Genomic DNA, 26,566 nt, shown 5'->3' with positions numbered 1-26,566 from the left:
GCTTAAAACAAGATGTATACACGTTCAGTGGTATTTTGGCTGTCTGCATTGACGGCTACGTCCACGTTGGCAGCAGACGTTTCAGCTGCCACTTCACACCCACCAGCTTCAACCTTGAAGCAAGGCTACTTTATCGACGCCCCAGTGACTGGCCTGTATTACAAAACCAGTTCCAATATCACTGGCGTCACTCAGCAAGGAGCATTTCATTACCAACCCGGTGATGTAATTAGCTTCTTCCTTGGTAACGATGATAAAGGTTATCTGCTGACGACCTTATCAAGCCAAGAAGTGCTGACGCCGACGATGGCGACAACCAAACCTAGCCGCAGCATCAATATGACGCGTCTGCTGCTTTCTCTCGACAGCACGCCTGAGAATCGTGAGGAAATTGTCCTAGCAAACCGTGTGCTGTCTGATCCTCACTTTCAAAGCCAGCTCAAAGGCCTTGATCTCAATTACCTGGATGACGCTAAACGCTACCTCAATCTCGATTGGGTATCTGTCAATGAGGCGATTGAGCACCTAAACGAAAGCCAGCAGTACATTGAAAAAAACTTTTCCTCTGATGAGATCATTTTTGAACCTCGCGACATGACGTTCAAAAACATCGTCATCAAAAAGAAGGATTGGCAAGGCCGCGCTTGTGCTTACGATCTACGCTATCAGCATCATCCCAAATATCGTCCTCCTATTGGTGAAACTCGATTCACTATCACCAAAGACTCATTGATTGAACACCCAAGCATTGGCGATCATTTTCAAGGCTGCTTCCTCTCGATGAAGCGCCCTATCACGGAAGATGTCGTCGAACCGATAAGCAAGTTTGCGGATTGGTTTAATATCGTTGGTTGTTCAATCACAGGGTGCACCCGCAACGACTTGAATGGCTTCTCTCTCGAAGACTTCGATGATGAAGGCGACTGGAAGTACCGCTCCGTTGCCCTCAATTTTGATCCGAGCACCGTGTTATTGATGGAAAAAGTACAAGGTCTCGGGCGTAAAAAAAACATCCAACACAATAACCGCACAGAAATGCTCTGGTTTACGTATCCCAATACTAGCGAACACGACATTGACTACCTCGGCGTGTGGCAGCAAACCGAATACCACCAACAGTCCATGACACAATCGTGCCTATTGATGCGCCATCAACAAGTCATGCGACTGCCGAAAAATACGGACACCTGCCCAACCGATACAAGCCTGTACACCCAAGATGTTACCCGCGAATTTGCCGACATGTGGTGGGTCAACAATAGCGCCCCCAAAGCCGAACTCGCGCAAATGAACGTCATGGTACGTTGGTCAACAACCCCATCCGAAATCAATTACACCACCTGGGAATACTTGCCAGCTGGTGCAACTTGGGAGCAAGGCATTTTATATCGCTATCAACAAAATGTTCTGCGCAACCAAGACGGTTCCGATCGCATTGAAACCCACACCATTTCTGAATTTGTCAAAGTGAGCGAGGATGTATAACCATGGCAACAGCAGTAGCACTGACACAAATCATTCAACAATGGCAATCTGGTGATAAACGAGCTGAGAGCGAGCTCTATCAGTTTGCTTATTTACAGTTGCGTAAGATCGCCCAACATGAGCGTGAACGAAATGCAGAAAAGTACGGCACCAACAACAAAGTATTGGCAGACAGCGTCAACAGCACCACGGCATTAATTCATGATGCTTACCTGAAAATGTCCAACTGCGACATGAGTGAAATTGAAACAAAACGTGATTTCTTTTTGATGGCCGCCAAAGTGATGCGTCAAATCTTGATCGATAACGCACGCTCGCACCAAGCACAAAAGCGTCAACACATTACATTGATGAGAGATGAAGAAGATCGTTTCGAGCAATTGATTATCATGGATAAAGCTCTGGATAGTTTCAGTAGCCGCTATCCACGCCAATCGAGCGCACTCAAACTCAAGTATTTAATGGGCATGAAAAACCAAGAAATCAGTGAGCTACTCGAGTGCAGCGCAAGCCTGATAGAGAAAGACCTCAAATTCTCTCGCAGTTGGCTACAATCACGAATGGCGCACACGTAATCATGAACAAAAAGCTTTGGATAATCGGCGCAGTATGCGTCGGTTTGTTCGGTATTTACTTCATTTCAAACAAACACAATTTGGCATCTGTGAAAGACTCGTCAGACAACGCCGACAAGTCAACCCAGCAAGCACATCGTCAATATGAGCGCACATCTTTAGTTGAAGTAAAGCAAGCGTTGACAGGTTCTGCGTTGGATCGCACTCCTAAAAAAACGGGAGATGACGCATTTAACTCCGCCCTTTTAGGACAACCAGGCCCTGTTACGAATCCATTTCATACCACAGAAGACAACACGTTTTACGAGTCAGCATTGGGTGATAAGAACAGCCGACCACAAGAGGACCCATCAGAGAATAATAAACCCATCATCAACCTCACTGTGGAACAGCAGCTACAAACCATTATTTATGCTTGGGAGCTGAAACAAAACTCTCCGGTGAGTTATTCGCTCAACCTTAACCAGCTTTTTGAAGACCCAGATGGCGATCTCCTCACCACTCAGATTTGGCTTGAAAACGCCAATGGGTTAAGAGTCCTCAACCAAGGACAAATGATGGTGCAAGGAGCGCCTGAGGAAATAAAAACCACCACATATTTAGCGGTAGCAGCGCGCGATGATTATCACGGTAATAGCGATCATGCATGGGTCACAACGCGCTTTGAGTTACCCGTTATCACACCCGATCAAAATGACACAGAACACTCGTTAGTTGGCGATGTAGTTTATCGCCTAGAGACGACACAAAATCTTGCCGGTATCGCGTACGCGTATGAAGTGGTGTATTGCGAGGCCTTTCAGTTTGAGGGGGGCGAAGTAAGTTATGCCGCCTCACACAACAAACGCCAGTGTCCTGAAAAGGGAGACTTGAAAAAAGTGGGCAAGTACAAAATCAGTGATGACTCGTTGATCGTTTATGTCCAAGGTGTACGCCAAATTTGGACCATCAAAAAAGAATACCCATCTCAGGTTCATGAAGATACTCGGAACTACTTCACCACCGTGTTTGATGGTAAACAATTCGAAAGCTACACCATGCAAAAAAACAAGCAATCGATGGAAAAACGCATCAATGTCCACACTGGTGAGTACGAATATCAAGGAACGTTGTTTGACTACCTCTTTCCCATTTCAGGAGGGGGTTACATAAACGGGACTGCTAGCAACTACATATTTGATAGAAGTGTTCAGGGTAACGAACCAGTGCACAAGCTGGACTCTGATCTCAATATGAAATCAAATCAACATGACCTATTTTGTCATGATTATTTATTTTACTGGTACAGCTCTATCGTAGCGGGGCGAGGCGAGTTTGCCGATATTATCTCTAGCTCAATGGATTTTGACGGCGTAACTCCAATACATTGTGCTGAATGGCCAGATGATTACTGGCAACGAACATTTATGTTTTACAACCTTGAATACACAGATTACGACATATTCATTCCAGGCGAAGTCTACAGTTATGTGCTTAAACCTCACCCTCAATTTGCTGATCGCGTTGAGGAATTTAAGATCAACATGATTTATCACGCCCCTGTCCTTAGCGGCACCCAATAAACCTTTTTTACCGGTGGTTATTTTAACAAAACAATCATTCCCAAAATAAAACTGGAACCGTGATCAAATTATAAATTTTCCATCATAGACAAAAAATAGAAATAAATTTTACGGGTTTTGTGCGGATTTTCGTGTCTTGAACCTAAGCTCAATAGTCATTAAAAAGACACCACTCTCTTATATCTCACTAGTGAGATATAAAGAAAAAAATAATAAAAAAAGCGACTTTCTCATTCGGAAACGAAACAAGGACAAATAAATAATGAATAAGGTGAGTTTACTAGCAGCGTCAGTGGCTATCGCTCTTACAGGCTGTGGCGGTTCAGATGGTGGTTCAAACAGTGCTAACGACGGCGTTGTGATCACAGGTTTTGACGGCTACTTCAAGCATGCCGTTGTTTTTGAAGATACGAACAACAACGGCCAATGGGACACTCAAGAAACATTCCTTGGTCTGACCGATGAGAAAGGTCAACTGAAATTGGATGCAAAACCAGAAAGCACTCTAGCGCTACAGACCATCACACCAAACGGTTCAAAGCAGAAACAGCTCATCGCCTTGGATGCGAAAGAGTACGCTGGCAAATACACGGTAGATATGGATCATCCAGGCCAAGCTATGGCGCACGAAATCGTATTCCGTGCACCAACATCATCAAACGTGATTTCACCTATCACGGATCTTGTGGCGATTGAAATGGCAAAGGATCCAGCCATTAGTGAAGAAGACGCGAAAGCGAAAGTAAACCAAGCGCTAGGAGGCTCAGAAGAAGCACCAATTGATCTGTACAGTGATTTTGTTGAAGGTGCGACAAAAAACGCCGAACTACATAAAACCGCTCAGATTCTGACCGACTCGAAAGCACAAAACCCAACGAATTACGAGAAAAAAGCCACGGAGTTTGCTCAAGCGGCAAACCAAGAAGTGGAACGTCTTGTTGCATCTGGCGAAAACATCAATGACCCAAATCTACGTCCAATCATCACTGACGCGACCCCACACAGCGACACCTTAGCACCTGAAACGGCAGTTAATAACAAGCTAACCGTAAACAAAATCGTCGAAAAGGCAGCTAAAGATAAGCTAGAAAAACTACCAAAAATCGTACAAGGCGTGGACTTTGATGGCTTAGAGCTAGACATTGAAGGTCTATTTGCAGACAAAGACCAAAACCTTGTGACAACCAAACTGACGCACAACTTTGCAGGCACAGGCATTGAAGTTGTGCAAACTGGCAACCTGATTGTTCTACATCCAACTGCAATCGTAGAGAAAGCTGGTGATTTTGAGATTGTTCTAACGGCGCAAGACATTGATTCGTCAGGTAAGGTTTTGGGTACGGTAAGCACCGTATTTCAGTTCGAAATCGAATCGGCAAACTTACCACCAATGGTTGTAGAAACAGAACAAGCGCGTCTGCAGTCCATCGTTGATGGTTGGTACCTACAACAAGGTGAAGTGTTTGAACAAACACTCGATATTTCTGGTTTGTTCCAAGATAAAGACGGTCAAATTACCGACTACTCAGCGGACTATGTAGACATTGAAGGTCTAACAGTATCTGAGGATGGTAATGCAATTATCACCATTAAAGGCACACCAACAAAAGCAGGTGAAGCTGGAGCAGTACTTGCGATTAGCGCAACAGATGGCCATACCGCGGTACAAATTGCGCTCAGCATGCCAACGGTTATCGAAGGCGTCACGCCACCACCAGTAGTACCGACTTTGGGCTTCACTCACGAGCACTTCAACGGTCAAGAATGGAAAATGGGTAGCTTTGCACAGAAAGATGGTGAAATTGGCTACGCCATGTTGATGCAAGATTCTGAAGGCCTACTATTCTGCTGGGGTTCAAACCACGATGAGATGAATCAAGAGTACAAAGCGAACATCAGTGACTTCCTAAAAGACACATGGGAACACGATGCTTACGCCATTCTTGCCGATCTGGACCAACAAACTGGTTACACGGAATACAACAATAAAGACTGTAACGACGTTGAGCTGAAAGACGGTAAGCTATACAACAGCTACGGCGACGAGTATGAAATGTTGTACCAGCACAAAACCGAGCATAACGGCACTCAAATGATCGTTAAAATCTCAGATGATGAGCTGTTCTGGATGGACTCAAGCAATACCCCATTTGCAGAATCACTTTCGGTTGCAGAACACATCAAACACGGCACGTTAGAGCATGACTTGATGGTAGAAAGTAATGGCACAGGCGACGACACAGTCCTGAAATACTCGTCAGGTGCGTACGAATACGACACTGATACTTACAACTACACTTCGTTCATGCCAACAGGATTCCAAACTCCAGGTAATTGGGAAATCCAGAATGATGAAGACCGTGAACTGCTGATTCTAGAAGAAACAGGCTCAGAGTCAGATTACAAAACTCGTCATCGTTACATCAACCGCGATTTTGGTGACTTTTATATTGGTATTCGTTGGAGTAAAGAACAAAACGGTCATGAATCCGCACCGGAATATGGTCTGTACTCTAACAGCAAAGAAGCCATGACAAGCATCGCGAGTTCACTACCGATTTTGGAGCCTGGTGATGATGACTAAAGCAACCATCGTTAACCCTTGCTGTGATAGCGTGCATTTGCGCAGAAGACGCAGAACACTTTGGGAACGATTGGTCGGCATCAAAGAAGTGTATATCTGCTCTAACTGTCACAAAGAAACGCCACTCAAATAGCGATAATATTTGAGACCGCAAAAAAGCCCCGAACTCGGGGCTTTCTTCTATATTTTGACCACAATATCTGAGTCGTTATTTCACGCACACCACGTTCAATAATGAGGTCCCGGTGAGCTGATTGGGCTCACGATCGGCGAACAAACCTTTCTTATCTTTGCCCCAATACGGCAGTTGCAGTGGCCATTGATTTTTTTCCATCACCCCAGACGCCCTCAGCGCTTTAAACTCTGCAGGGTTGGCTAAGCTCATACCCAGTTGCTGACATACTTTGTGCGAGTTTTCGTAGTTGAGGCGGTTCCACGGCTTACCATGTTCCATGTAAAACTGATTATGGTGATCGAGTAAATATGGGACCACGTACGTTTTGCCTTGTAAGGAGGTTCTCAACCGAACTTCAATGTCATCATTCCCGCTCACAACTGGCTTCGCTTTGGTCTTAGCAACAGGCTTGGACGAAGAATTATCACGTGTATTTTTTACCTTGGTCTTTGACTTCTCTTCCGGAGCTTTAAAGGCGTCGGTATCAGCTCGCACGGCAGGAACTGGCGCGGGTTTCGGGGTCACCGTCGGTGTTGGCTTAACCGAAGATGCGGCTGATTTCGACGGCACAGCGGGTTTAGATGGTGTCGTAGACTGTTTACTCTCTTTTCCAACCACGCGGATGAACGCCTCTTTGTAATTCGACAAGGTTTTGACTCCTCGTAAGTCATCCCTCGCATCAGACAATGCCTTGTAAGGTCCAATCAAACAACGATAGCCTTTGGATTCAGGCTTCATCCATACGTCAGTCGTGATTTTACTATAGAGAGGCTTAGCTTTCGCGAGAGACATAGGCTTGGGTAGCAATCCGCATTGAATCCAGTAAAGGTAGTTGCCCCCCTGCGGCACTTTCTTTCCCCATACTCCGTTACCAATTGGGCACGTTTTCTCAAGCATCGGTAATTCTTTCTCGCTGGCTTGAGTGGCTTGGCAAAGGAACTCCTCCGCCTCAACTGGATTAGAAAACTGGGCGCATACCAGCAACAAACCCAAAGCCAGGCTTGCTTGGAAGACGTTAGATGGGCGTTGGGCCTTCTTCATTTCCATACACTTCACTCTAAATTAGTGGGTAAGGTCATCATGGCGGAAAAGCGCCAAAAAAATGTGAACAAAGAATAACTAGCAAAAAAAGAGCCGGAATTTGCATCCGGCTCTCAGTTTAGGAAGGAATTAAGCGAATTTACAACGCTTGGTGGGAAAATTCTTATCCTTTGTACAGTTTCGGGTTGAATACATCACGTAGCCAGTCGCCCAACAGGTTGATAACCAAAACCAATGTTACTAGCACGATGCCTGGGAAAGCAGTAATCCACCATGCACCAGAGAAGATGTAGTTAAAGCCGATGCTGATTAGCGCCCCCAGAGACGGTTGATCGACTGGCAGACCTAAGCCTAGGAATGACAGCGCCGCTTCCGACATGATCGCGTTCGCTACCTGTACCGTCGAGATAACCAAGATTGGCGATAGACAGTTCGGCAGAATGTGACGGAACATGATTCGCGGAGCTTTAAAGCCCATCACACGCGCCGCTTCGACGTATTCTTTCTTCTTCTCTGCCAATACCGAGGCACGAATAGTCCGTGCGTATTGCGGCCATTCTGCCACACCGATGATCACCACCAGCATGACCACCGCATATTGGCTGTAAAAATCACTGCCAAAACTGGCTTTGAAGATAGCTGACACGATGATCGCCACCATCATGGTCGAGAACGACAACTGTACGTCTGCAAAACGCATCAAGAAGCTATCGATACGGCCGCCGAAATAACCCGCCGACAAACCAATGATGATACCCAGTACCAACTGAAGACCAACCGCCAGGAAGCCGATGGTTAGAGACAGACGAGAGCCGTAAAGAATGGTCGATAAAATATCGCGACCTTGCTCGTCAGTACCCAACACAAAGCGTTCATCGCCATCTTCCATCCACGAAGGTGGCAACTCAGAATCCATGATGTCGATAGACGTCAGATCGTACGGGTCTGTTGGCGCAAGAATCGGTGCAGCCAATGCCAATACTAAGAACATCATAAAGACGGTAAAACTCGCCATCGCCACTTTGTCGCGTTTGAAATAATACAGAAAATCTGACTCTTTGAAACGCTGCCACGCTGATAGAGCAGGAGCTGGTGTTAAATTTGATTGGCTCATGATTAAGCTCCTTTTCCAGTTAGGTTCACAGTTGGGTTGATGATGCCGTACAGCAAGTCAACGATGGTATTGGTTACCACGAAGATCAGACCAACAAAGATAACGTAGGCAGTGATCAGCGGTGTATCTACACGGTTGATTGCCTCTAGGAAAAGGAAGCCAGTGCCCGGCCATTGGAACACGGTTTCAGTAAGAATGGTGTAGGCCACCATGGTACCAATCTGCACGCCACCTACCGTCAATACTGGTAGCATGGTGTTCTTAAGTGCATGTTGGTAATAAATCTTTTGTAAGTTCAAACCTTTTGCTTTGGCGAACTTAATGTATTCCGAACTCAGAACTTCCAGCATTTCTGAACGCACCAAGCGGATGAACAACGGCAGCATGATAGACGCTAGCGCAATACAAGGTAGGATGAGGTGCTTGATACCATCAATGGTAAAGAAGCCAGATTCCCAACCGAGTACGTTAGCGGTTTCACCTCGCCCATAGGAAGGCAACCAACCGAGTTCTATGGAGAAGACATACATCAGCATGATTGCGGTTAAGAACACCGGAATCGAGATACCGACACTGCTCATCGCCATGACAAATTTGGTAAAAACACTCTTAGGATGAATCGCAGAGTACACCCCAAGCGGAATAGAGAAAACAATGATGATAAGCGTCGCGCCAAACACGAGCTCTAATGTAGCTACCAGCTTGTCGAGAATCACCTCAACCGCAGGTCGCTTGAAAAAATATGAGGTACCCAAATCACCTTGCAGTGCATTACCCACAAAGCGCGTGTACTTTGTGATAAAGGGATCGTTCAGGCCCAAGTCGTCGCGTAGCGCTTGACGCTCCGATTCCGAAACCGACTGACCTACAAGCTCACGCAGCGGATCACCCAGGTTGTCCTGAATGGCAAACGCCACCAAACTGATCACAAACATCACTATCAGTGCCTGAAACAGGCGCTTGACCAGAAACGAAAACATTCCTTGCCCCTTAACTATCCATAGATCTCTAAATTAGAGAGAAAATTCAGTCTAAATAGCCAACTCAATCCGACTGAAACAAAACTGAGTCGAGTGCTTTAAGTTGAGGAGGGAAATCCATCCCTCCTCAAAGTCGACTAACCGTGATTATTCAACCACTAGGTCACCGAAGTAAGGCATTACCATTGGGTTAACGATATCTGCCGCTTTTACGTTAGACTTCGCGCCCCATGCTTCACTTTGCCAGTGTAGCGGTACGAATGCTGCGTCGTTGTATAGTGTCGCTTCTACGCCCTTCAGCATTTCTGCACGTTTCGCAGGGTCCGTCTCTACGTTCGCAGCTTCAACCACTTTGTCCATTTCTGGGTTTGAGTAGTAACCACAGTTGTACTGACCACGACCGGTTTCTTCGTTACGAGTCATAGTTAGGAACTCGTTGAAGTTCGCTGAGTCTTCTGTATCTGAGTGCCAACCGATCATCAGCATGTCTGCCGCACACTTGTCGAACTCAGGCCAGTACTGCGCTTTTGGCATGGTCTTCAGATCAACCTTGATACCGATCTTAGACAACATTGCCGCCGCCGCTTGTGCTACTTTCGCATCATTCACGTAACGGTTGTTTGGTGCAATCATCGTTAGCGTCAGGCCGTTTTCGTAACCCGCTTCTTTCATCAGTTCTTTCGCTTTCTTCAAATCGTAGCGAGGAACCAGTTTGTCATCGTGACCTACGTAACCTGCCGGGCTTTGCTGACCAGCGGCCGTTGCGAAGCCTTTCATGATTTTCTTCACAATACCTTCGTTATTGATTGCGTGAACAATCGCTTGGCGAACGCGAACGTCTTTCAATGCTTCGTTGCTGTTTTGGTTTAGTTGGAACGTGATAATACGAGTACCAGGCAGCGTGACTAGGTCGATGCCGTCAGCATCTTCAACGCGTTTGTGGTCGTTTGGCGCTACAGGGTGAATCATGTCAACACCGCCAGAAAGCAGCGCTGCTACACGAGTTGCGTCTTCTTTAATTGGCACAAGCGTTAGCTTATCAACATTACCTTTCGACTCTTTGTCCCAGTAATCTTTAAAGCGTTCAAATTCCACTTTTACGCCCTGTTCACGTGAAGTCACAATGAATGGACCCGTGCCAGATACGTTAGTCGATGCAAATGAGTTACCGTGCTTCACTAGCTCAGACTTGTCTTTGCCGTCCGCAGTTTTGCCCGTGTAGAACTTGCTGTCCATAGGGAAAATGTACGTTGCGGTTTGCAGCACTAGTGGGTAAGGACCTTTAGTTACAAGATCGAACGTGTTGTCGTCAACTTTGACGATTTTCTCGTACGGGTCGAAGATGTTTTTAAAGTCAGGAGAGCTTTGTAAACGCTGGAACGTCCACACGACGTCGTCAGTCGTTAGAGTATTGCCAGAATGGAATTTCACACCTTCACGCAGTTTGAAACGAACAGTCGTATCGTTTATGCGTTCCCAGCTTTCTGCTAGGCGAGGCTCGAAATCCATTTTTTGAGTAAAGCGAACCAACGGATCAAATACCATGTGTGACATTTGCAGTGTGCCACCTGATAGCTGCTCATGTGGATCAAGCGATACTGGGTCAGCTGCATAGCCAACTTTGATATCTGCTGCCATTGCGTTAAAGCTTAGGCCCGCAGCCATTAGCGCCACTGCTAATTTGCTTTTCATGGTTTTCATTTGCATAACTCCTTCATGCGGGGATACGGATCCCTTGTTGTTGTGTTTGCGTCTTTGTTATGACTAGAGGTTAGCCAAGCGAATTGCTTGGTTTATGCCGTTTCGATCTCTTCTCGCAAGCCAGTAAACTCCGGCATCAGAGAAATCAATTTTTTGCTGTATTCGTGTTGAGGTGCCGTGAATAACTGTTCTGTTGGTGCCACTTCTAAAAGTGTACCCATTTGCATCACACCTACTCGGTCACACATCTGACGAATAACAGGTAAATCGTGGCTGATAAACAACATAGTCAAGTTCAGCTCACTTTGCAGATCTTTCAGCAAGTTTAGAATTTGTGCCTGTACCGATACGTCCAGTGCTGAGGTCGGTTCATCACAAATCAAAAGTCGAGGACGAGTCGCCAACGCACGCGCAATAGAAATACGCTGACGCTGACCACCGGAGAATTCATGAGGGTACTTAAGCCCAGCCATTCGACCCAAACCAACATGATCCAATAGGTCATTCACGATTTGGCGAGTTTCCGACTCGTTTTTCGTCAATTTATGGAAACGGATTGGCTCAGCAATAATATCGAATACCTTCATACGAGGGTTCATTGAAGTATATGGGTTTTGGAACACCATCTGCATTTGACGACGCATCGGGCGGCGCTCTTTCTCAGAGGTTAAAGCGGTCAGGTCAATGCCCTCGAATTTCACCTGACCAGAGTTAGGTTGGTATAAACCAGCAATCACACGTGCAATGGTCGATTTACCTGAACCAGACTCGCCCACCAAACCAAAGGTTTCGCCTTCGTGCACTTCAAAGCTCACATTATTAGATGCTTGCACGTATTCTCGGCGGCTCTCGAACAAAGAGTCTTTGGTCACAAAGCGAAGATTGACGTTCTTCACGTCCAAAAGCGGGCCAGTGTACTCACGTTCATCTTGGCTTTGTCCTAACCAGTGGTTCTTGATATCGAGTGGCTCCATTTCCGCCGCTTCTTCGATATAGCTTACTAACGGGAAACGATCTAGCTTTCTGTCTGAACGTGGTACCGCTGAAATTAGACTGCGAGTATAAGAGTGATCAGGATCGCCCAATACTTTGGCTGTTGGTCCAAACTCCACCAAGTCACCACGATACATTACCGCCACGCGATCGGTGACGTTGGAGACGACACCCATATCGTGAGTAACCAACATACAGCCGACATTGTTCTTGATACACAGCTCGCGGATCAAGTTGAGGATTTGGTCTTGGATAGAAACGTCTAACGCCGTAGTTGGTTCGTCCGCAATGATGAGATCAGGCTCACCAGCCAAAGCAATGGCAATGACAACACGCTGACGCATACCACCAGAGAATTGGTGCGGGTACTGCTTTAAGCGGTTTTCTGGTTGAGGAATACCAACCTGCTGCATAAGAGAAAGCGCGCGCTGATACGCCTCTTCATCAGAGACCTTCATGTTGGCGTGGATCGTCTCTTTCAGCTGTTGCTCAACAGTAAAAAGTGGATTGAGCGAGGTCATCGGATCTTGGAAAATAAAACCTATTTTCGAGCCGCGAACCTTACGCATCGCTTCTGGTGATAGGCCAGAAATTTTTTCTCCATCCAAGAAAACATCGCCGCTAGCAACGCGACCTGGAGGGCTAAGCAAATCAATAACGGCGTTACCAACGGTGGATTTACCCGCACCTGATTCGCCAACAACACCCACGATTTCACCACGTTCAATATGAAAAGAAAGTGACTTCACGGCAGCGTGAACGCCGTGTCGGGATGGGTATTCAATACGAAGGTTTTTCACTTCTAATAGTGACATTTCAGACCTCTACTGCCTTGTCTGTGGTATCGAATCATGCCAAAAGCACCATTCATCACCTGAATGAATCCGTTCAAATTCAGAATAATACTCTGAAATCTTAATGCGGAAATAATTTGGCAAAAATCACACAAAAAAGCAACAATTAAAGTATATTCCGCCGAAAAAACATTAAATAAACGCACAATTAGCGAATAAAAATGCATTAACAAGTATTTAACTATTTTCATATCACACTATTTTTGTGCGTCATGCACCAATAAAACTAGAAAAATGCTCTAAAAGTAAACATGAGCTAAACAAGATCATTAACCATATTATTCATGTGCATTTATTAACATTTAACAAACAATATCATATGCAAAAAGTGTTTTTTCAACATAAAAAACTATTAATAAAATAGTCGGCAAATACAAAAAGCCAAACTTAGGAAGAGAAAGGATAGGTCAAAACGTGAACAAAACAGCAAAACCACACAAATCCTGCTCCAACGCAGAATATGCGCCACTTAAGCGGTTTATTGACTAAGCAAAGGAAAGTACCGCTATCCTCATTCGTACGTCATAAGAAAACTCGCCGGTTTTAACCCTTTACGACACAATTGAGAGTGGGATAATAGATGAACAGTGTCAAAGCCAAGCCGTAAATAAAAGGAGCCCCTGTGCTTAAAGCGATTTTTTTTGATATGGACGAGACTTTATGTGCAACGTCACAAGCCGATAAAGTTGCAGGACAAGCGTTTACAACTTGGATTCATAAGACCTATCCACAAGTTACCGAGCCAAAAGCGTTTTTGCAGCGCTACTTGCAGGGTGTATACAAAAAGCTGAATGCTGAGTTCCCTCACCTTGTGGCTCTGCTACCCGATGAAAATGCCTTCCGTTGTGGCCTGATCCAAAACATCTTGGCGGAGCAAGGCGTCAGCATCACTGCAAAAGAGGCTCAACAAGCTCAAGACTACTTTGACTCTGCACGTATGGGCGCGTTCACTTTCTTCCCTGGTGTAAAAGAAATGCTCAGCGACCTTCGTCAACATTACAAACTCGTCGTGATCACTAACGGCCCGATTTTTTCTCAACACCCTAAATTAAACGCGACACAAATGAGCAACTGGGTGGACCATATTATTGTGGGAGGAGAAGAGCCAGAAGAGAAACCTGCTACAAGTATTTTCCAAAAAGCGCTCGACTTGGTCGAAGTAAAACCAGAAGAGGCTCTACACGTGGGCGACTCTTTACCTGCTGACATTGCTGGCGCTAACAATATGGGCATTTTGAGTGTGTGGGTGAATGCGACAGGCGCAAGTAACTCAACGGATATAACGCCAAGTTTTGAAATCCAAAAAACGGTAGAAGTAAAAGAAATCCTTAAAACACTCGCCCAATAAAAGCAGCGGATTAGAAAACTACAACCCCCCAGACACTGCTCTGGGGTTTATTTTGTCAGCTCGAAAAGCATTTGGATCATAGGTGGTCAAAAGCCCCTAGAGCTGTACACTTTTGGGGAAAATTGAAATGGAATGTCGATTCTTTTCAGGAGAGATGCAAAAAAGCCCCAGTCTTTCGACTGAGGCTCTAAATAGCGGTCGGTGAAGAGCCGAATTCTAACTTCAGGCGAACCCCACTTGGGTTCAAATCCATTGATACATTACCGACTAATACAGTCCAAGCGAGATCATAAACTCTAAAACGACGAAAGCCTGCTAAAAAGCAGGCTTTCTAATAGTGGTCGGTGAAGAGGGATTCGAACCCCCGACCCTCTGGTCCCAAACCAGATGCGCTACCAAGCTGCGCTATTCACCGAACTGTATTTACTGATTTTCTCAAATCAGACAGGACACTTCAACTAAGAAGTCACCTTAATTAATGGGGTGGCTAACGAGATTCGAACTCGCGACCACCGGAATCACAATCCAGGGCTCTACCAACTGAGCTATAGCCACCATCAATTTTTGCTGTTTACCGCTCTATTCGAGCCATAAACTAAATAGTGGTCGGTGAAGAGGGATTCGAACCCCCGACCCTCTGGTCCCAAACCAGATGCGCTACCAAGCTGCGCTATTCACCGACGATGTTTTATCTTGATTGAATCAAGATTGGGAGCAATGCTACCGCATTCAATCTAAAAAAGAAAGAATGGGGTGGCTAACGAGACTTGAACTCGCGACAACCGGAATCACAATCCGGGGCTCTACCAACTGAGCTATAGCCACCACTGATTTTTACCGATGTATCCTCCGAGGCAATGGTACGCCCGAAAGGATTCGAACCTTCGACCTTTGGCTCCGGAGGCCAACGCTCTATCCAACTGAGCTACGGGCGCATGCCCTATCGGCGGAGTGGAATAATACGGATATCACACTATGCCGTCTAGTACTTTTTTTACTTTTTTTATCGTTTGGTCTCTTTTTCGACAGTTATCTTCCGTTAAAGTGGATTTTTGATGTGATTCACGCCCTGTCATGGATAACTTGTTGTTTATTGCAACAAGTTATCGGGATATAATCACCCATTATTTACATTGATTTAACAGCTGCAACCAAGTTGTCTAATCATTCTATGCCATTCAGTGGAATTTAATGATTTCTCTGCTCGGCATTAATACTCTAACTATATAAATAGGTAAGTCACTTACCTCGGGAATGTGAAGTGGGTTTAATGGATATGTCTCGACAAATGATTAGCGTTTTGTTCGCTGCCTTAACGTTTTCTACGGCAGCTTTAGCTTCTGACATCAGCCAAACTGAATACGATGCGATCGCAGAACGCATCCAACCTGTCGGTGATGTTTATCTAGCAGGTTCTGAGCCAGTGAAAGAAGAACCAACCGGTCCACGTGATGGCGCCACAGTTTATGGTACTTTTTGTATTGCTTGTCACGCATCTGGTGTAAACGGCGCACCTAAAACAGGTAATGCCGATGATTGGGCACCACGTATTGCACAAGGCAAAGATACGTTAGTGAAGCACGCATTAGAAGGCTTCAATGCGATGCCAGCCAAAGGAACCTGTATGGACTGTTCTGACGATGAAATCATCGCAGCAATTGACCACATGATTGAAGGTCTATAAGTAAAGACATCAACGAAAAAGGCTTGCCAGTTGGCAAGCCTTTTTGTTTTTAGTCAGTGAGAACAAGGTTACTTTACTTCTTAAACATTGCTCGAATATTGGCAATGTGTGCTTGACCTTTCGCCATACGCTCTTCTGCTGATACTGGCTTTTTGTTTACTTCCCATTCAACGTCATCAAATGGCAACTCATCCAAAAAGCGGCTTTGAGTAGGTTTGATCAACTCGCCAAACTGCCGACGCTCTTTGCACATAGTGAAAGTCAGTTCACGTTGCGCTCGAGTAATACCAACGTACATCAGGCGACGCTCTTCTTCCACGTTATCTTCATCAATACTGGTTTGGTGCGGTAAAATACCTTCTTCGGACCCAATTAAGTATACATATGGGAACTCAAGGCCTTTTGATGCGTGCAAGGTCATCAGTTGTACTGCATCACTGTCTTCATCTTCTTCACCGCGCTCCATCATGTCACGCAAGGTCAAACGTTGAACGACTTCTTTTAACGTTTTCTCTTCTTGATCGTAGTTGTCACCCTCTAGGTCCGCCACTATCCATGAATAAAGGTCAGAAACGTTCTTCATTCGCATTTCAGCGGCTTTCGGACTTGTTGAAGTTTCGTATAGCCAATCTTCATAATGGATATCACGAACTAGCGAACGAACCGCTTCGACGGTATCACCACGCTCAGCTTGATCAGCAATCGCCACTAGCCATTGGGTGAAACGACGCAGGTTTTCTAGGCCACGTCCCGTTAGGTGCTGTTCGAGCCCCATTTCAAAGCTCGACTCAAACAGGCTCTTGCCTCGCATATTGGCATAACTGCCTAATTTCTCTAACGTTACTGGGCCAATTTCACGTCGCGGAGTGTTCACAATGCGCAAAAATGCATTGTCGTCATCCGGATTAACCAAAACACGCAAATACGCCATGATGTCTTTAATCTCTGCGCGTGCAAAAAACGAGGTGCCACCAGAAATTTTATACGGTACACGGTTTTGCATCAGAGACTTTTCAATCAAACGTGATTGGTGGTTACCACGATATAGAATCGCATAATCTTTATATTCGGTACGGTTTAGGAACTTATGCGCAATTAGTTCACCCGTTACGCGCTCTGCTTCGTGCTCTTCATTTTTAGCCAACAACACTTTGAGTTTTTCACCGTCAGGAATTTCAGAGAACAAAGACTTCTCATAGACGTGAGGGTTGTTAGCTATCAAAATGTTGGCCGCACGCAGGATTCGACTCGTTGAACGGTAGTTTTGCTCTAGCTTAATCAAACGCAAATTCGGATAATCTTCACCCAGCAACACGAGGTTCTGAGGTTTCGCACCACGCCATGAATAAATAGACTGATCGTCATCCCCTACAACCGTCAATCGCCCACGTTCTCCGACAATTAATTTGACCAGCTCATACTGACTCGTGTTGGTATCTTGATACTCGTCAACCAGTAGGTAACGGATACGATTCTGCCAACGCTGACGAACATCTTCATGATTACGTAAGAGTAAAACGGGCATCAAAATTAGGTCATCAAAATCGAGCGCGTTATAGGCTTTCATTTGCTTTTGGTACATATCAAAACAGAACGCAAACAATTGTTGCTGTTCACCTTGCGCACGCGCTTTGGCTTGCTCTGGCGTCAACATGTCGTTTTTCCAGTTGGAAATACAACTCAGAAGCTGACGTAGCAGATCTTTATCACCATCAAGCTGCTTTTCGGTAAGTTCTTTGAGCAGCGCTAGCTGGTCTTGGTCATCAAACAGTGAGAAGCCCGCTTTCAACCCTAAATGCTTGTACTCACGCTTGATGATGTTCAATCCTAAAGTGTGGAATGTTGATACCATCAAACCTTTAGACTCACCTTTCCCTAACGTTTGACCTACACGCTCCTTCATTTCACGTGCTGCTTTGTTGGTAAACGTCACCGCAGCAATGTTACGCGCTTTGTAACCACATTGCTGAACCAGATAAGCGATTTTATTGGTAATAACACGAGTTTTGCCCGAGCCAGCACCAGCTAGCACTAGGCATGGACCAGACACGTATTTCACGGCTTCATCTTGACTAGGGTTCAGCTTCATAGAAATTCTCTGCGGGTGATGAATGTGGCGCCTATGATAAAGGGGTGGCCTCGTGAAAGCTATGCTGATTTCTTGTAATTTTCACACCAATTAAGTGCAATATTCTGTTGCATAAATGGCGGGTATTTAAGCTATAATGAATGAACGTTCATTCACTAAAGGGTGACATTATGAAGGATAACCCTGCTGTAGATAAACGAGAACAAATCTTAGTCGCTGCTGAACAACTCATTGCTGAATCTGGCTTTCAAGGGCTTTCCATGCAAAAGCTCGCCAATGAGGCAGGTGTCGCAGCAGGGACGATTTACCGTTATTTCTCAGATAAAGAACATCTTTTAGAGGAACTACGCCTTAACGTTGCTAAGCGTGTTGCTACTGCGGTGCAACTAGGTGTTAGTGAAGAGATGCCTTTAAAACAGCGTTATCGAACCATGTGGCTCAATATTTGGAATCTAGCGAGCTCGAACTTAAGTGCGATCAGCAACCGAGTCCAATATGAATCTTTACCCTGTTCAAATAGTAGCAAAGCTCGGGAACTTGAGAGACAAATGTTTGCCCAAGTAGATCTTCTTTTTAATCAGGGTAAAGACGAGGGAGTATTCAAGCTTCTCGATAACGAAGTACTTTCTGGATTAAGTTTTGAGGCAAGTGTTGCACTTGCTCGGAAACACGCTTTGGGATTTTATCAACTGGATAAGACGGCATTAGAGGCCGCTATTGAAGCCAGTTGGGATGCAATTATTAAACACTAACTTGGAGTTCTTAATAGAATGAAAAAGTGGACTTTCTTTATGTTACTTATCGCCGTTCTCTTGTTCGGCAGCGTGATAGGTTTCAATTTATTTAAGCAACAAAAGATCGCTGAATACATGGCAAACCGTCCTGAACCTGAGTTCCCAGTAACCGTGACAGAAGTGCAAGCGGTGGATTGGGTACCAGTCATCGAAGCAATTGGTTTTATCGAGCCAAACCAAGGCGTGACGGTAGCAAATGAGACCAGCGGTGTTATCGATAAAATCGCGTTTGATTCCGGTACTCAAGTTAAATCGGGTCAGCCATTAGTGTTGCTTGATTCTGAAGTCGAAAAAGCAAATTTGAAGAGCTCGCAAGCTAAGTTGCCAGCGGCAGAAGCGAAATACAAACGCTACCAAGGGCTATTCAAAAAAGGCTCTATTTCTAAAGAAGCGTATGACGAAGCAGAAGCAAACTACTTCTCCTTAAAAGCGGATATTGAAAGCCTGAAAGCAACCATCGACCGACGCGAAATCAAAGCGCCATTTGATGGTGTGGTAGGTATTCGTAACGTGTACCTCGGTCAGTACCTACAGGCGGGCACCGATATTGTTCGCCTTGAAGATACCAGCGTGATGCGCTTGCGCTTCACCGTGCCACAAACCGATATTTCACGTATCAATATCGATCAAGAAGTGGATATCTTTGTTGACGCTTATCCAGACCAACCTTTCAAAGGGTCTATTTCTGCGATTGAACCAGCTGTAAACGTACAAAGTGGTTTGATTCAAGTTCAAGCGGATATCCCTAACAGTGACGGCAAACTACGTAGTGGTATGTTCGCGCGTGCAAACATCATTCTGCCTAAATTAGAAAATCAGGTCACTCTACCTCAAACCGCGATCACATTTACGCTGTATGGCGACAATGTTTACATCGTAACAGAAGAAGATGGCGAAAAACGCGTTAAGCAGCATGTGGTAAAAGTTGGCGAACGCTCTAAAGATATCGCACACATTCTAGAAGGCGTGAAGCCAGGTGATGTAGTGGTGACGTCGGGTCAAGTCCGTTTGAGTAACCATGCGAAAGTAAGCATTGTCGAAAGCGATGCAACTACCCCACCTGCTGAAACACCAATGCTTTAAGTTGGAGGCATCATGCGCTTTACAGATGTTTTTATAAAACGTCCAGTTTTAGCGGTATCGATCAGCTTTTTGATTGCATTGCTTGGTTTGCAAGCGGTGTTCAAAATGCAGGTTCGTGAATACCCTGAAATGACGAATACGGTGGTCACCGTGACCACCAGTTACTACGGTGCAAGTGCCAACTTGATCCAAGGCTTTATTACTCAGCCATTGGAGCAAGCGGTAGCGCAAGCCGATAATATTGATTACATGACTTCGCAATCGGTACTGGGTAAATCGACCATTACTGTAAACATGAAGTTGAATACTGATCCAAATGCGGCGTTGTCTGACATTCTGGCGAAAACCAACTCGGTACGTTCACAGCTACCAAAAGAAGCCGAAGACCCAACCGTAACCATGTCGACAGGTTCGACAACGGCGGTACTGTACATCGGCTTTACGAGTGACGAGTTATCTTCAAGCCAGATCACTGACTACCTTGAGCGTGTAATCAACCCGCAGTTGTTCACCGTAAACGGTGTGTCCAAAGTTGACCTGTATGGTGGTATGAAGTACGCACTGCGCGTATGGCTAGATCCTGCCAAAATGGGCGCTTTGAAGTTGACCGCAACCGATGTGATGAGCGTTCTTAACGCCAACAACTACCAATCTGCAACCGGTCAAGCGACGGGTGAGTTCGTGCTTTATAACGGTAGCGCAGATACTCAGGTATCAAACGTTGCTGAACTTGAAGCATTGGTCGTGAAAACTGGTGAAGGGGATGTCATCCGCCTAGGTGATATCGCTAAAGTAACGCTAGAGAAAAGTCACGACGTTTATCGCGCAAGTGCAAACGGTCAAGAAGCCGTGGTTGCGGCGATCAACGCAGCGCCAAGTGCTAACCCGATCAACATCGCGGCAGACGTACTTGATCTGTTGCCTCAACTTGAGCGCAACCTACCAAGCAACATCAAAATGAACGTGATGTACGACTCAACTATCGCCATCAACGAATCGATTCACGAAGTAGTGAAAACGATTCTTGAAGCAGCGGTCATCGTACTTGTGGTTATCACACTGTTCCTAGGTTCATTCCGCGCGGTAATCATTCCTATCGTGACCATTCCACTTTCATTGATTGGTGTGGCAATGGTGATGCAGGCAATGGGTTTCTCTTGGAACTTGATGACGCTACTGGCGATGGTGCTTGCCATCGGTCTGGTGGTGGATGACGCGATCGTTGTACTAGAAAACGTTGACCGTCACATCAAAGAAGGGGAATCACCATTCCGAGCTGCAATCATTGGTACACGTGAAATTGCGGTTCCAGTTATCGCGATGACATTGACGCTAGGTGCAGTGTACGCACCGATCGCATTGATGGGTGGTATCACCGGTTCATTGTTCAAAGAGTTCGCTTTGACACTGGCAGGTTCAGTATTCGTATCCGGCATCATCGCTTTGACACTATCACCAATGATGTGTTCGAAGATGCTGAAGGCGAACGAGAAGCCAAGCAAGTTTGAGCAAAAAGTTCACCATATCCTTGATGGCATGACCACTCGTTACGAAGGCATGTTGAAAGCGGTAATGGCTCATCGTCCGGTTGTTATTGCGTTTGCAATCATTGTATTTGCAAGCTTACCGGTCTTGTTCAAGTTTATTCCTAGCGAACTAGCACCATCTGAAGATAAAGGTGTGGTAATGCTGATGGGTACCGCCCCATCAAACGCGAACTTGGACTATATCCAAAATACCATGGATGACGTAAACCAAATACTCTCAGATCAACCGGAAGTGGAATACGCGCAGGTCTTTAATGGTGTACCAAACTCAAACCAAGCGTTTGGCCTAGCAACATTGAAGCCTTGGAGTGAACGAGAGGCAAGCCAATCTGAAATCACGAAACGTGTGGGTGGCCTAGTATCAAGTGTACCTGGTATGTCTGTCACTGCATTCCAAATGCCAGAGCTTCCAGGTGCAGGCTCAGGTCTACCTGTTCAGTTTGTAATTACAACACCAAATAGCTTCGAGAGCTTGTTTACTATCGCTAGCGATATTCTAACCGATGTTGCAAGTAGCCCAATGTTTGTCTATTCCGACCTGGATTTGAACTACGATTCAGCAACGATGAAGATCAAGATCGATAAAGACAAAGCGGGTGCCTACGGTGTGACTATGCAAGACATTGGCATCACTCTCAGCACCATGATGGCAGATGGTTATGTAAACCGAATCGACCTGAATGGCCGCTCGTATGAGGTGATCCCTCAAGTTGAGCGTAAATGGCGTCTAAACCCAGAATCGATGAAGAACTACTATGTACGCTCTGTGGATGGTAAAGCGGTTCCATTAGGCAGTCTGATTACTATCGATGTGGTGGCTGAGCCTCGCTCTTTGCCACACTTCAACCAGCTAAACTCAGCGACTGTGGGTGCAGTACCATCGCCTAGTGTTGCTATGGGTGACGCAATCGACTGGTTTGAAAATATTGCACAAACCAAGCTGCCTGCAGGCTATAACCACGATTACATGGGCGAATCTCGTCAGTTTGTAACGGAAGGTAGTGCCTTGTATGCAACCTTCGGTCTTGCACTTGCGATCATCTTCCTCGTTCTGGCGATTCAATTTGAATCACTCCGCGATCCTATTGTCATCATGGTATCTGTACCTCTGGCAATATGTGGTGCCTTGATCGCATTGGCCTGGGGTACGGCCTCGATGAACATCTACTCGCAGGTTGGTTTGATCACGCTGGTCGGCCTAATAACCAAGCACGGTATCTTGATCTGTGAAGTCGCCAAGGAAGAGCAGTTACATAATAAACTGTCTCGTATTGATGCGGTGATGGAAGCTGCGAAAGTGCGTCTTCGCCCTATCCTAATGACCACTGCTGCGATGATCGCAGGTCTTATCCCACTGATGTACGCAACAGGTGCAGGTGCCGCGCAACGTTTCAGTATCGGTATCGTCATCGTTGCTGGCCTTGCAATCGGTACACTGTTCACACTATTTGTACTACCTGTGATTTACAGCTACCTAGCTGAAAAACACAAACCTCTGCCAGTATTTGTTGAAGACAAAGACTTGGAGAAGTTAGCGCGAGTTGACGAAGCGAAAGCAGCTCATCGTGAATTAGCGGATAACAGATAAGCTATTAAGGCATTCAAAAAGGTCACTTCGGTGGCCTTTTTTATTGCCGCTCTCTTTTTTGCCATCTAAATGGCGACTTTCACGTATCATTTACTTAAAATGAGGACAAATCAAAAGGAGTTTTAGCCACTATGTTTGACCCAAAGAAATTAGAGCAAATTGCTAAACAGATTCACGACTCAATGCCTCAACCTGTAAAAGAATTGGGCTCTGATGTCGATCAGAAAGTTCGTCAAGTAATCCAAGGCCAGCTAAACAAGCTAGATGTTGTAAGTCGCGAAGAGTTTGATGTTCAAACTCAAGTTTTACTACGTACACGTCAAAAGCTAACAGAAATGGAACAGAAGTTGGCGCAACTTGAAGAAAAGCTTGCTGAAAAATAAGTATCAAAGCGCTCCTCACAAAGGAGCGTTTTTCTTATCGGCGCGCAGATAAATCGGCTAAAAACAAAAAGGCTTGGTCAACGGCGACCAAGCCTTTTGATTAGATGTTGTGTTTTATTTTGTATTTATCACTCCAGTCTGCCTGGAGTTTATCTACTGCGTTACTTGAGACTAAGTAAATTACGCTGTATTAAGGTTTCATTTCTAGGAGAAGGCGCGGACTTTACGATAGTAAACGAGCACCTTCGACACCGAAATGGAGCCTTAAGGCCAGTCATTTAGCCGCCCACCGCGATACGCTTCATATCAGTCATGTAACCACGTAGCTCTTCACCGATGTACTCTACAGGGTGGTTACGGATTGTTTCATTCACAGCGATAAGAGTCGCGTTATCCACTTGGTTAGACGTTTCACCTAAACCTTTACCAATTACGTCAGTATTTACGGCTGGCATAAACTTCTCACGTAGAAGCGGCGTTGCTACGTTAGCGAACAGGTAGTTACCGTATTCCGCAGTGTCTGAGATAACCACGTTCATCTCGTATAAACGCTTACGTGCGATAGTGTTTGCGATAAGTGGCAGCTCGTGTAGAGACTCGTAGTAAGCAGACTCATCGATGATGCCAGATGCCGTCATCGCTTCGAATGCTAGCTCAACACCCGCACGAACCATAGCAACCATCAATATACCGTTATCGAAGTACTCTTGCTCAGAGATTTCTACGTCAGTTTCTGGGTAGTTTTCGAAAGCAGTTTCACCTGTTTCTGCACGCCAGCCTAGTAGATTTGCATCGTCGTTTGCCCAGTCAGCCATCATAGTGCTAGAGAAGTGACCGGTGATGATGTCATCCATGTGCTTGTTGTATAGCGGACGCATCAGTTCTTTTAGCTCTTCAGAAAGCTCAAATGCTTTCACTTTTGCAGGGTTAGTTAGGCGATCCATCATGTGAGTGATACCACCAAACTTCAGAGCTTCCGTGATCGTTTCCCAGCCGTATTGAAGAAGCTTGCCTGCGTAGCCAGGATCGATACCATCAGCAATCATCTTCTCGTAACACACGATAGAGCCAGCCTGTAGCATGCCACAAAGGATAGTTTGCTCACCCATTAGGTCAGATTTCACCTCAGCAACGAAAGAAGACTCTAGACAGCCAGCACGGTGACCACCGGTTGCTGCTGCCCAAGCTTTCGCGATATCCCAACCTTCACATTTTGGGTCGTTCTCTGGGTGAACAGCGATAAGAGTCGGTACGCCGAAACCGCGCTTGTATTCTTCACGAACTTCCGTACCTGGACATTTAGGTGCAACCATTACTACCGTTAGGTCTTTACGGATTTGCATGCCTTCTTCAACAACGTTGAAACCATGAGAGTAACCCAGTGCTGCGCCTTTTTTCATTAACGGCATTACCGTCTCAACAACGTTTGTGTGCTGCTTATCTGGAGTAAGGTTTACTACTAGATCAGCTTGTGGAATTAGCGTTTCGTAGCTACCTACCTCAAAACCGTTGTCTTTTGCGTTTTTGAATGACTGGCGTTGCTCATCAATCGCGGCTTGGCGAAGCGCATAAGCAACGTCTAGACCAGAGTCGCGCATGTTCAGACCTTGGTTAAGACCTTGAGCACCACAACCTACAATGACTACTTTCTTACCTTTCAGATAATCCGCTTCTGAAGCGAACTCACTGCGGTCCATAAAACGACAACGACCTAATTGGTCCAACTGCTCGCGCAAGTTTAGGGTATTGAAATAATTAGCCATCTGGGTGCTCCTTTGAGATTCTTCCATTGAGGTCAGTAATTGCCTTACCGAATAACTTCATACTAAAACAGACATGAGATTGCTTAAAGTGATATATTCACAATTAGTTATTGCAATTTATGCAACATGGAAATGAAAATTTAATGAATATCAAAAGCCTGCAACTTTTCATTCATCTCTGTGAGAGTAAAAGTTTCGCCAAGACCGCAGCGGCAATGCATATTAGCCCTTCAGCCTTAAGCCGACAGATACAAAAATTAGAGGAGGAAACCAGCCAACAATTGTTTTTACGCGACAACCGTAGCGTTGATTTAACTATCCAAGGTAAAAAGCTAGTCCCAGTCGCCTTAAAGATTCTTGGCGAATGGCAGCAGTATCAGAGTCACCTGAAGGGAACCGAGGATGAATTGAAAGGAGAAATCCGTCTCTTTTGTTCTGTTACTGCAAGCTACAGCCATCTTCCGGAGCTAATATCTGACTTTCGTATTCAGAACCCTTTCATTGAATTCAAACTATCAACCGGCGATCCAGCTCAAGCGATCGACAAAATACTAGCAGATGAAGCCGATATTGCCATATCAGCCAAGTCAGAACAGATGCCAAATAAAATCGCATTTGAAACGATCAGTGAAATCCCACTTTCTGTCATCGTACCTGTTGGGGTTAGTGCGTTTGCTGAAGAGCTACAAAAAGAAAAACCAGACTGGTCGGTCATTCCATTCATACTCCCAGAAGCAGGAACGGCAAGGGACAGGGCCAATACTTGGCTCAAACAAATGAAAATAAAGCCAAAGATCTACGCACAAACCTCCGGACATGAAGCCATCGTAAGTATGGTTGCATTGGGGTGTGGAGTAGGTATCGCACCTGATGTTGTAATCAACAACAGTCCGGTAAGAGAAAAGATAAATCGTTTAAAAGTCTTACCAATTAAACCTTTTAAACTTGGTGTTTGCTGCAACAAAACTCAGCTGGAGAATCCGCTTGTTAAAGCCTTTTGGAAGGTTGCAGAGAGCAAGTATATCGCACCTTAGATGAACACTTTTTAGGTATAAAGTGAGCTAATTTTAAAACTCTATAGATGCAAAAAAGCCCGCTCTTTCGAGCGGGCTTCTTAAATTTAAAGCCTGGCGATGTCCTACTCTCACATGGGGAAGCCCCACACTACCATCGGCGCTATTTCGTTTCACTTCTGAGTTCGGCATGGAAATCAGGTGGGTCCA

Annotated in this window: 19 protein-coding genes, 5 tRNA genes and 1 rRNA gene; 12 read left to right on the top strand and 13 right to left on the bottom strand. The window is 45.4% G+C overall.

What is annotated here, in order from left to right; genetic code table 11:
- Positions 1 to 12 precede the first annotated feature (12 nt).
- The 5 genes from R7R24_RS18650 (at position 13) to R7R24_RS18630 (ending at position 6,339) form a co-directional block, all read left to right on the top strand.
- Entirely contained in the window at positions 13 to 1,485 is a 1,473-nt protein-coding gene (locus R7R24_RS18650) for a chromosome partitioning protein ParA (protein ID WP_085570079.1), read from the top strand.
- A gap of 2 nt (positions 1,486 to 1,487) precedes the next feature.
- Positions 1,488 to 2,060 carry a sigma-70 family RNA polymerase sigma factor gene (locus tag R7R24_RS18645; RefSeq protein WP_064353504.1) on the top strand — a complete coding sequence of 191 codons (573 nt, stop codon included), beginning with the start codon at positions 1,488 to 1,490 and terminating at the stop codon, positions 2,058 to 2,060.
- A gap of 2 nt (positions 2,061 to 2,062) precedes the next feature.
- The gene (locus R7R24_RS18640; protein ID WP_064353503.1) at positions 2,063 to 3,622 is read left to right on the top strand and encodes a hypothetical protein; all 1,560 of its coding nucleotides are present in this window, start codon (positions 2,063 to 2,065) and stop codon (positions 3,620 to 3,622) included.
- Positions 3,623 to 3,884: 262 nt separating this feature from the next.
- Positions 3,885 to 6,206: a hypothetical protein gene (locus tag R7R24_RS18635; RefSeq protein ID WP_064353502.1), complete on the top strand. Its 2,322-nt coding sequence runs from the start codon at positions 3,885 to 3,887 to the stop codon at positions 6,204 to 6,206.
- Positions 6,196 to 6,339: a hypothetical protein gene (locus tag R7R24_RS18630; RefSeq protein WP_012841245.1), complete on the top strand. Its 144-nt coding sequence runs from the start codon at positions 6,196 to 6,198 to the stop codon at positions 6,337 to 6,339. The genes R7R24_RS18635 and R7R24_RS18630 overlap by 11 nt, the downstream gene beginning before the upstream one ends.
- 75 nt (positions 6,340 to 6,414) lie before the next feature.
- Here R7R24_RS18630 and R7R24_RS18625 read toward each other — a convergent pair whose 3' ends face one another.
- The 5 genes from R7R24_RS18625 to R7R24_RS18605 all read right to left on the bottom strand — a co-directional run bounded on the left by R7R24_RS18625 (position 6,415) and on the right by R7R24_RS18605 (position 13,025).
- Positions 6,415 to 7,428 (bottom strand): SPOR domain-containing protein, encoded by a 1,014-nt coding sequence (locus R7R24_RS18625; protein ID WP_053307264.1) that lies wholly within the window; start codon positions 7,426 to 7,428, stop codon positions 6,415 to 6,417.
- 157 nt (positions 7,429 to 7,585) lie between these two features.
- Positions 7,586 to 8,536: an ABC transporter permease gene (locus R7R24_RS18620; protein ID WP_191116213.1), complete on the bottom strand. Its 951-nt coding sequence runs from the start codon at positions 8,534 to 8,536 to the stop codon at positions 7,586 to 7,588.
- Positions 8,537 to 8,538: 2 nt separating this feature from the next.
- Positions 8,539 to 9,516, bottom strand: a complete 978-nt coding sequence (locus R7R24_RS18615) for an ABC transporter permease (RefSeq protein WP_005379110.1) — start codon at positions 9,514 to 9,516, stop codon at positions 8,539 to 8,541.
- A 147-nt stretch (positions 9,517 to 9,663) separates the two neighbouring features.
- Positions 9,664 to 11,217 (bottom strand): ABC transporter substrate-binding protein, encoded by a 1,554-nt coding sequence (locus tag R7R24_RS18610; RefSeq protein ID WP_054579526.1) that lies wholly within the window; start codon positions 11,215 to 11,217, stop codon positions 9,664 to 9,666.
- A 92-nt stretch (positions 11,218 to 11,309) separates the two neighbouring features.
- On the bottom strand, positions 11,310 to 13,025 hold the full coding sequence (locus R7R24_RS18605; protein WP_005379108.1) for a dipeptide ABC transporter ATP-binding protein: 1,716 nt from the start codon (positions 13,023 to 13,025) through the stop codon (positions 11,310 to 11,312).
- A gap of 661 nt (positions 13,026 to 13,686) precedes the next feature.
- On the opposite strand from R7R24_RS18605, the gene R7R24_RS18600 reads away from it, so the two are divergent.
- Positions 13,687 to 14,412 (top strand): HAD family hydrolase, encoded by a 726-nt coding sequence (locus R7R24_RS18600; RefSeq protein WP_033907401.1) that lies wholly within the window; start codon positions 13,687 to 13,689, stop codon positions 14,410 to 14,412.
- A 338-nt stretch (positions 14,413 to 14,750) separates the two neighbouring features.
- Here R7R24_RS18600 and R7R24_RS18595 read toward each other — a convergent pair.
- The 5 genes from R7R24_RS18595 to R7R24_RS18575 all read right to left on the bottom strand — a co-directional run bounded on the left by R7R24_RS18595 (position 14,751) and on the right by R7R24_RS18575 (position 15,347).
- Positions 14,751 to 14,827 (bottom strand) — tRNA-Pro (locus R7R24_RS18595).
- Between the two features lie 64 nt (positions 14,828 to 14,891).
- Positions 14,892 to 14,967, bottom strand: a tRNA-His gene (locus R7R24_RS18590).
- 48 nt (positions 14,968 to 15,015) lie between these two features.
- Positions 15,016 to 15,092: transfer RNA gene (locus R7R24_RS18585), tRNA-Pro, on the bottom strand.
- Positions 15,093 to 15,161: 69 nt separating this feature from the next.
- Positions 15,162 to 15,237 (bottom strand) — tRNA-His (locus R7R24_RS18580).
- Between the two features lie 33 nt (positions 15,238 to 15,270).
- A tRNA-Arg gene (locus R7R24_RS18575) sits at positions 15,271 to 15,347 on the bottom strand.
- Positions 15,348 to 15,682: 335 nt separating this feature from the next.
- Here R7R24_RS18575 and R7R24_RS18570 point away from each other — a divergent pair.
- Entirely contained in the window at positions 15,683 to 16,096 is a 414-nt protein-coding gene (locus tag R7R24_RS18570; RefSeq protein WP_005384252.1) for a c-type cytochrome, read from the top strand.
- A 73-nt stretch (positions 16,097 to 16,169) separates the two neighbouring features.
- Here R7R24_RS18570 and rep read toward each other — a convergent pair whose 3' ends face one another.
- Positions 16,170 to 18,185, bottom strand: coding sequence for a DNA helicase Rep (gene rep / locus R7R24_RS18565; RefSeq protein ID WP_206947053.1), 2,016 nt, complete (start codon positions 18,183 to 18,185; stop codon positions 16,170 to 16,172).
- 170 nt (positions 18,186 to 18,355) lie between these two features.
- Here rep and R7R24_RS18560 point away from each other — a divergent pair, with 170 nt between their 5' ends.
- The 4 genes from R7R24_RS18560 to ubiK all read left to right on the top strand — a co-directional run bounded on the left by R7R24_RS18560 (position 18,356) and on the right by ubiK (position 23,580).
- Positions 18,356 to 18,937, top strand: a complete 582-nt coding sequence (locus R7R24_RS18560) for a TetR/AcrR family transcriptional regulator (protein WP_005384254.1) — start codon at positions 18,356 to 18,358, stop codon at positions 18,935 to 18,937.
- A gap of 18 nt (positions 18,938 to 18,955) precedes the next feature.
- A complete protein-coding gene (gene vmeC, locus R7R24_RS18555; protein WP_005379101.1) occupies positions 18,956 to 20,062 on the top strand; it encodes a multidrug efflux RND transporter periplasmic adaptor subunit VmeC in 1,107 nt (368 codons plus the stop codon).
- A gap of 12 nt (positions 20,063 to 20,074) precedes the next feature.
- Positions 20,075 to 23,197 carry a multidrug efflux RND transporter permease subunit VmeD gene (vmeD, locus tag R7R24_RS18550; protein WP_053303440.1) on the top strand — a complete coding sequence of 1,041 codons (3,123 nt, stop codon included), beginning with the start codon at positions 20,075 to 20,077 and terminating at the stop codon, positions 23,195 to 23,197.
- A 131-nt stretch (positions 23,198 to 23,328) separates the two neighbouring features.
- Positions 23,329 to 23,580: a ubiquinone biosynthesis accessory factor UbiK gene (ubiK, locus tag R7R24_RS18545; protein ID WP_005379099.1), complete on the top strand. Its 252-nt coding sequence runs from the start codon at positions 23,329 to 23,331 to the stop codon at positions 23,578 to 23,580.
- 278 nt (positions 23,581 to 23,858) lie between these two features.
- Here ubiK and ilvC read toward each other — a convergent pair whose 3' ends face one another.
- Positions 23,859 to 25,343, bottom strand: a complete 1,485-nt coding sequence (gene ilvC, locus R7R24_RS18540; RefSeq protein WP_054579525.1) for a ketol-acid reductoisomerase — start codon at positions 25,341 to 25,343, stop codon at positions 23,859 to 23,861.
- A 143-nt stretch (positions 25,344 to 25,486) separates the two neighbouring features.
- Between ilvC and ilvY the strand changes: the two genes are divergently transcribed.
- Positions 25,487 to 26,377: an HTH-type transcriptional activator IlvY gene (gene ilvY, locus R7R24_RS18535; protein WP_005379097.1), complete on the top strand. Its 891-nt coding sequence runs from the start codon at positions 25,487 to 25,489 to the stop codon at positions 26,375 to 26,377.
- Positions 26,378 to 26,468: 91 nt separating this feature from the next.
- Here ilvY and rrf read toward each other — a convergent pair.
- Positions 26,469 to 26,566, bottom strand: a 5S ribosomal RNA gene (gene rrf / locus R7R24_RS18530); the annotation flags it as partial.

Source organism: Vibrio sp. 704, from assembly GCF_033339295.1.
The sequence above is the reverse complement of the archived record's forward strand: the minus strand, read 5'-3'. Positions and strand labels throughout refer to the sequence as shown.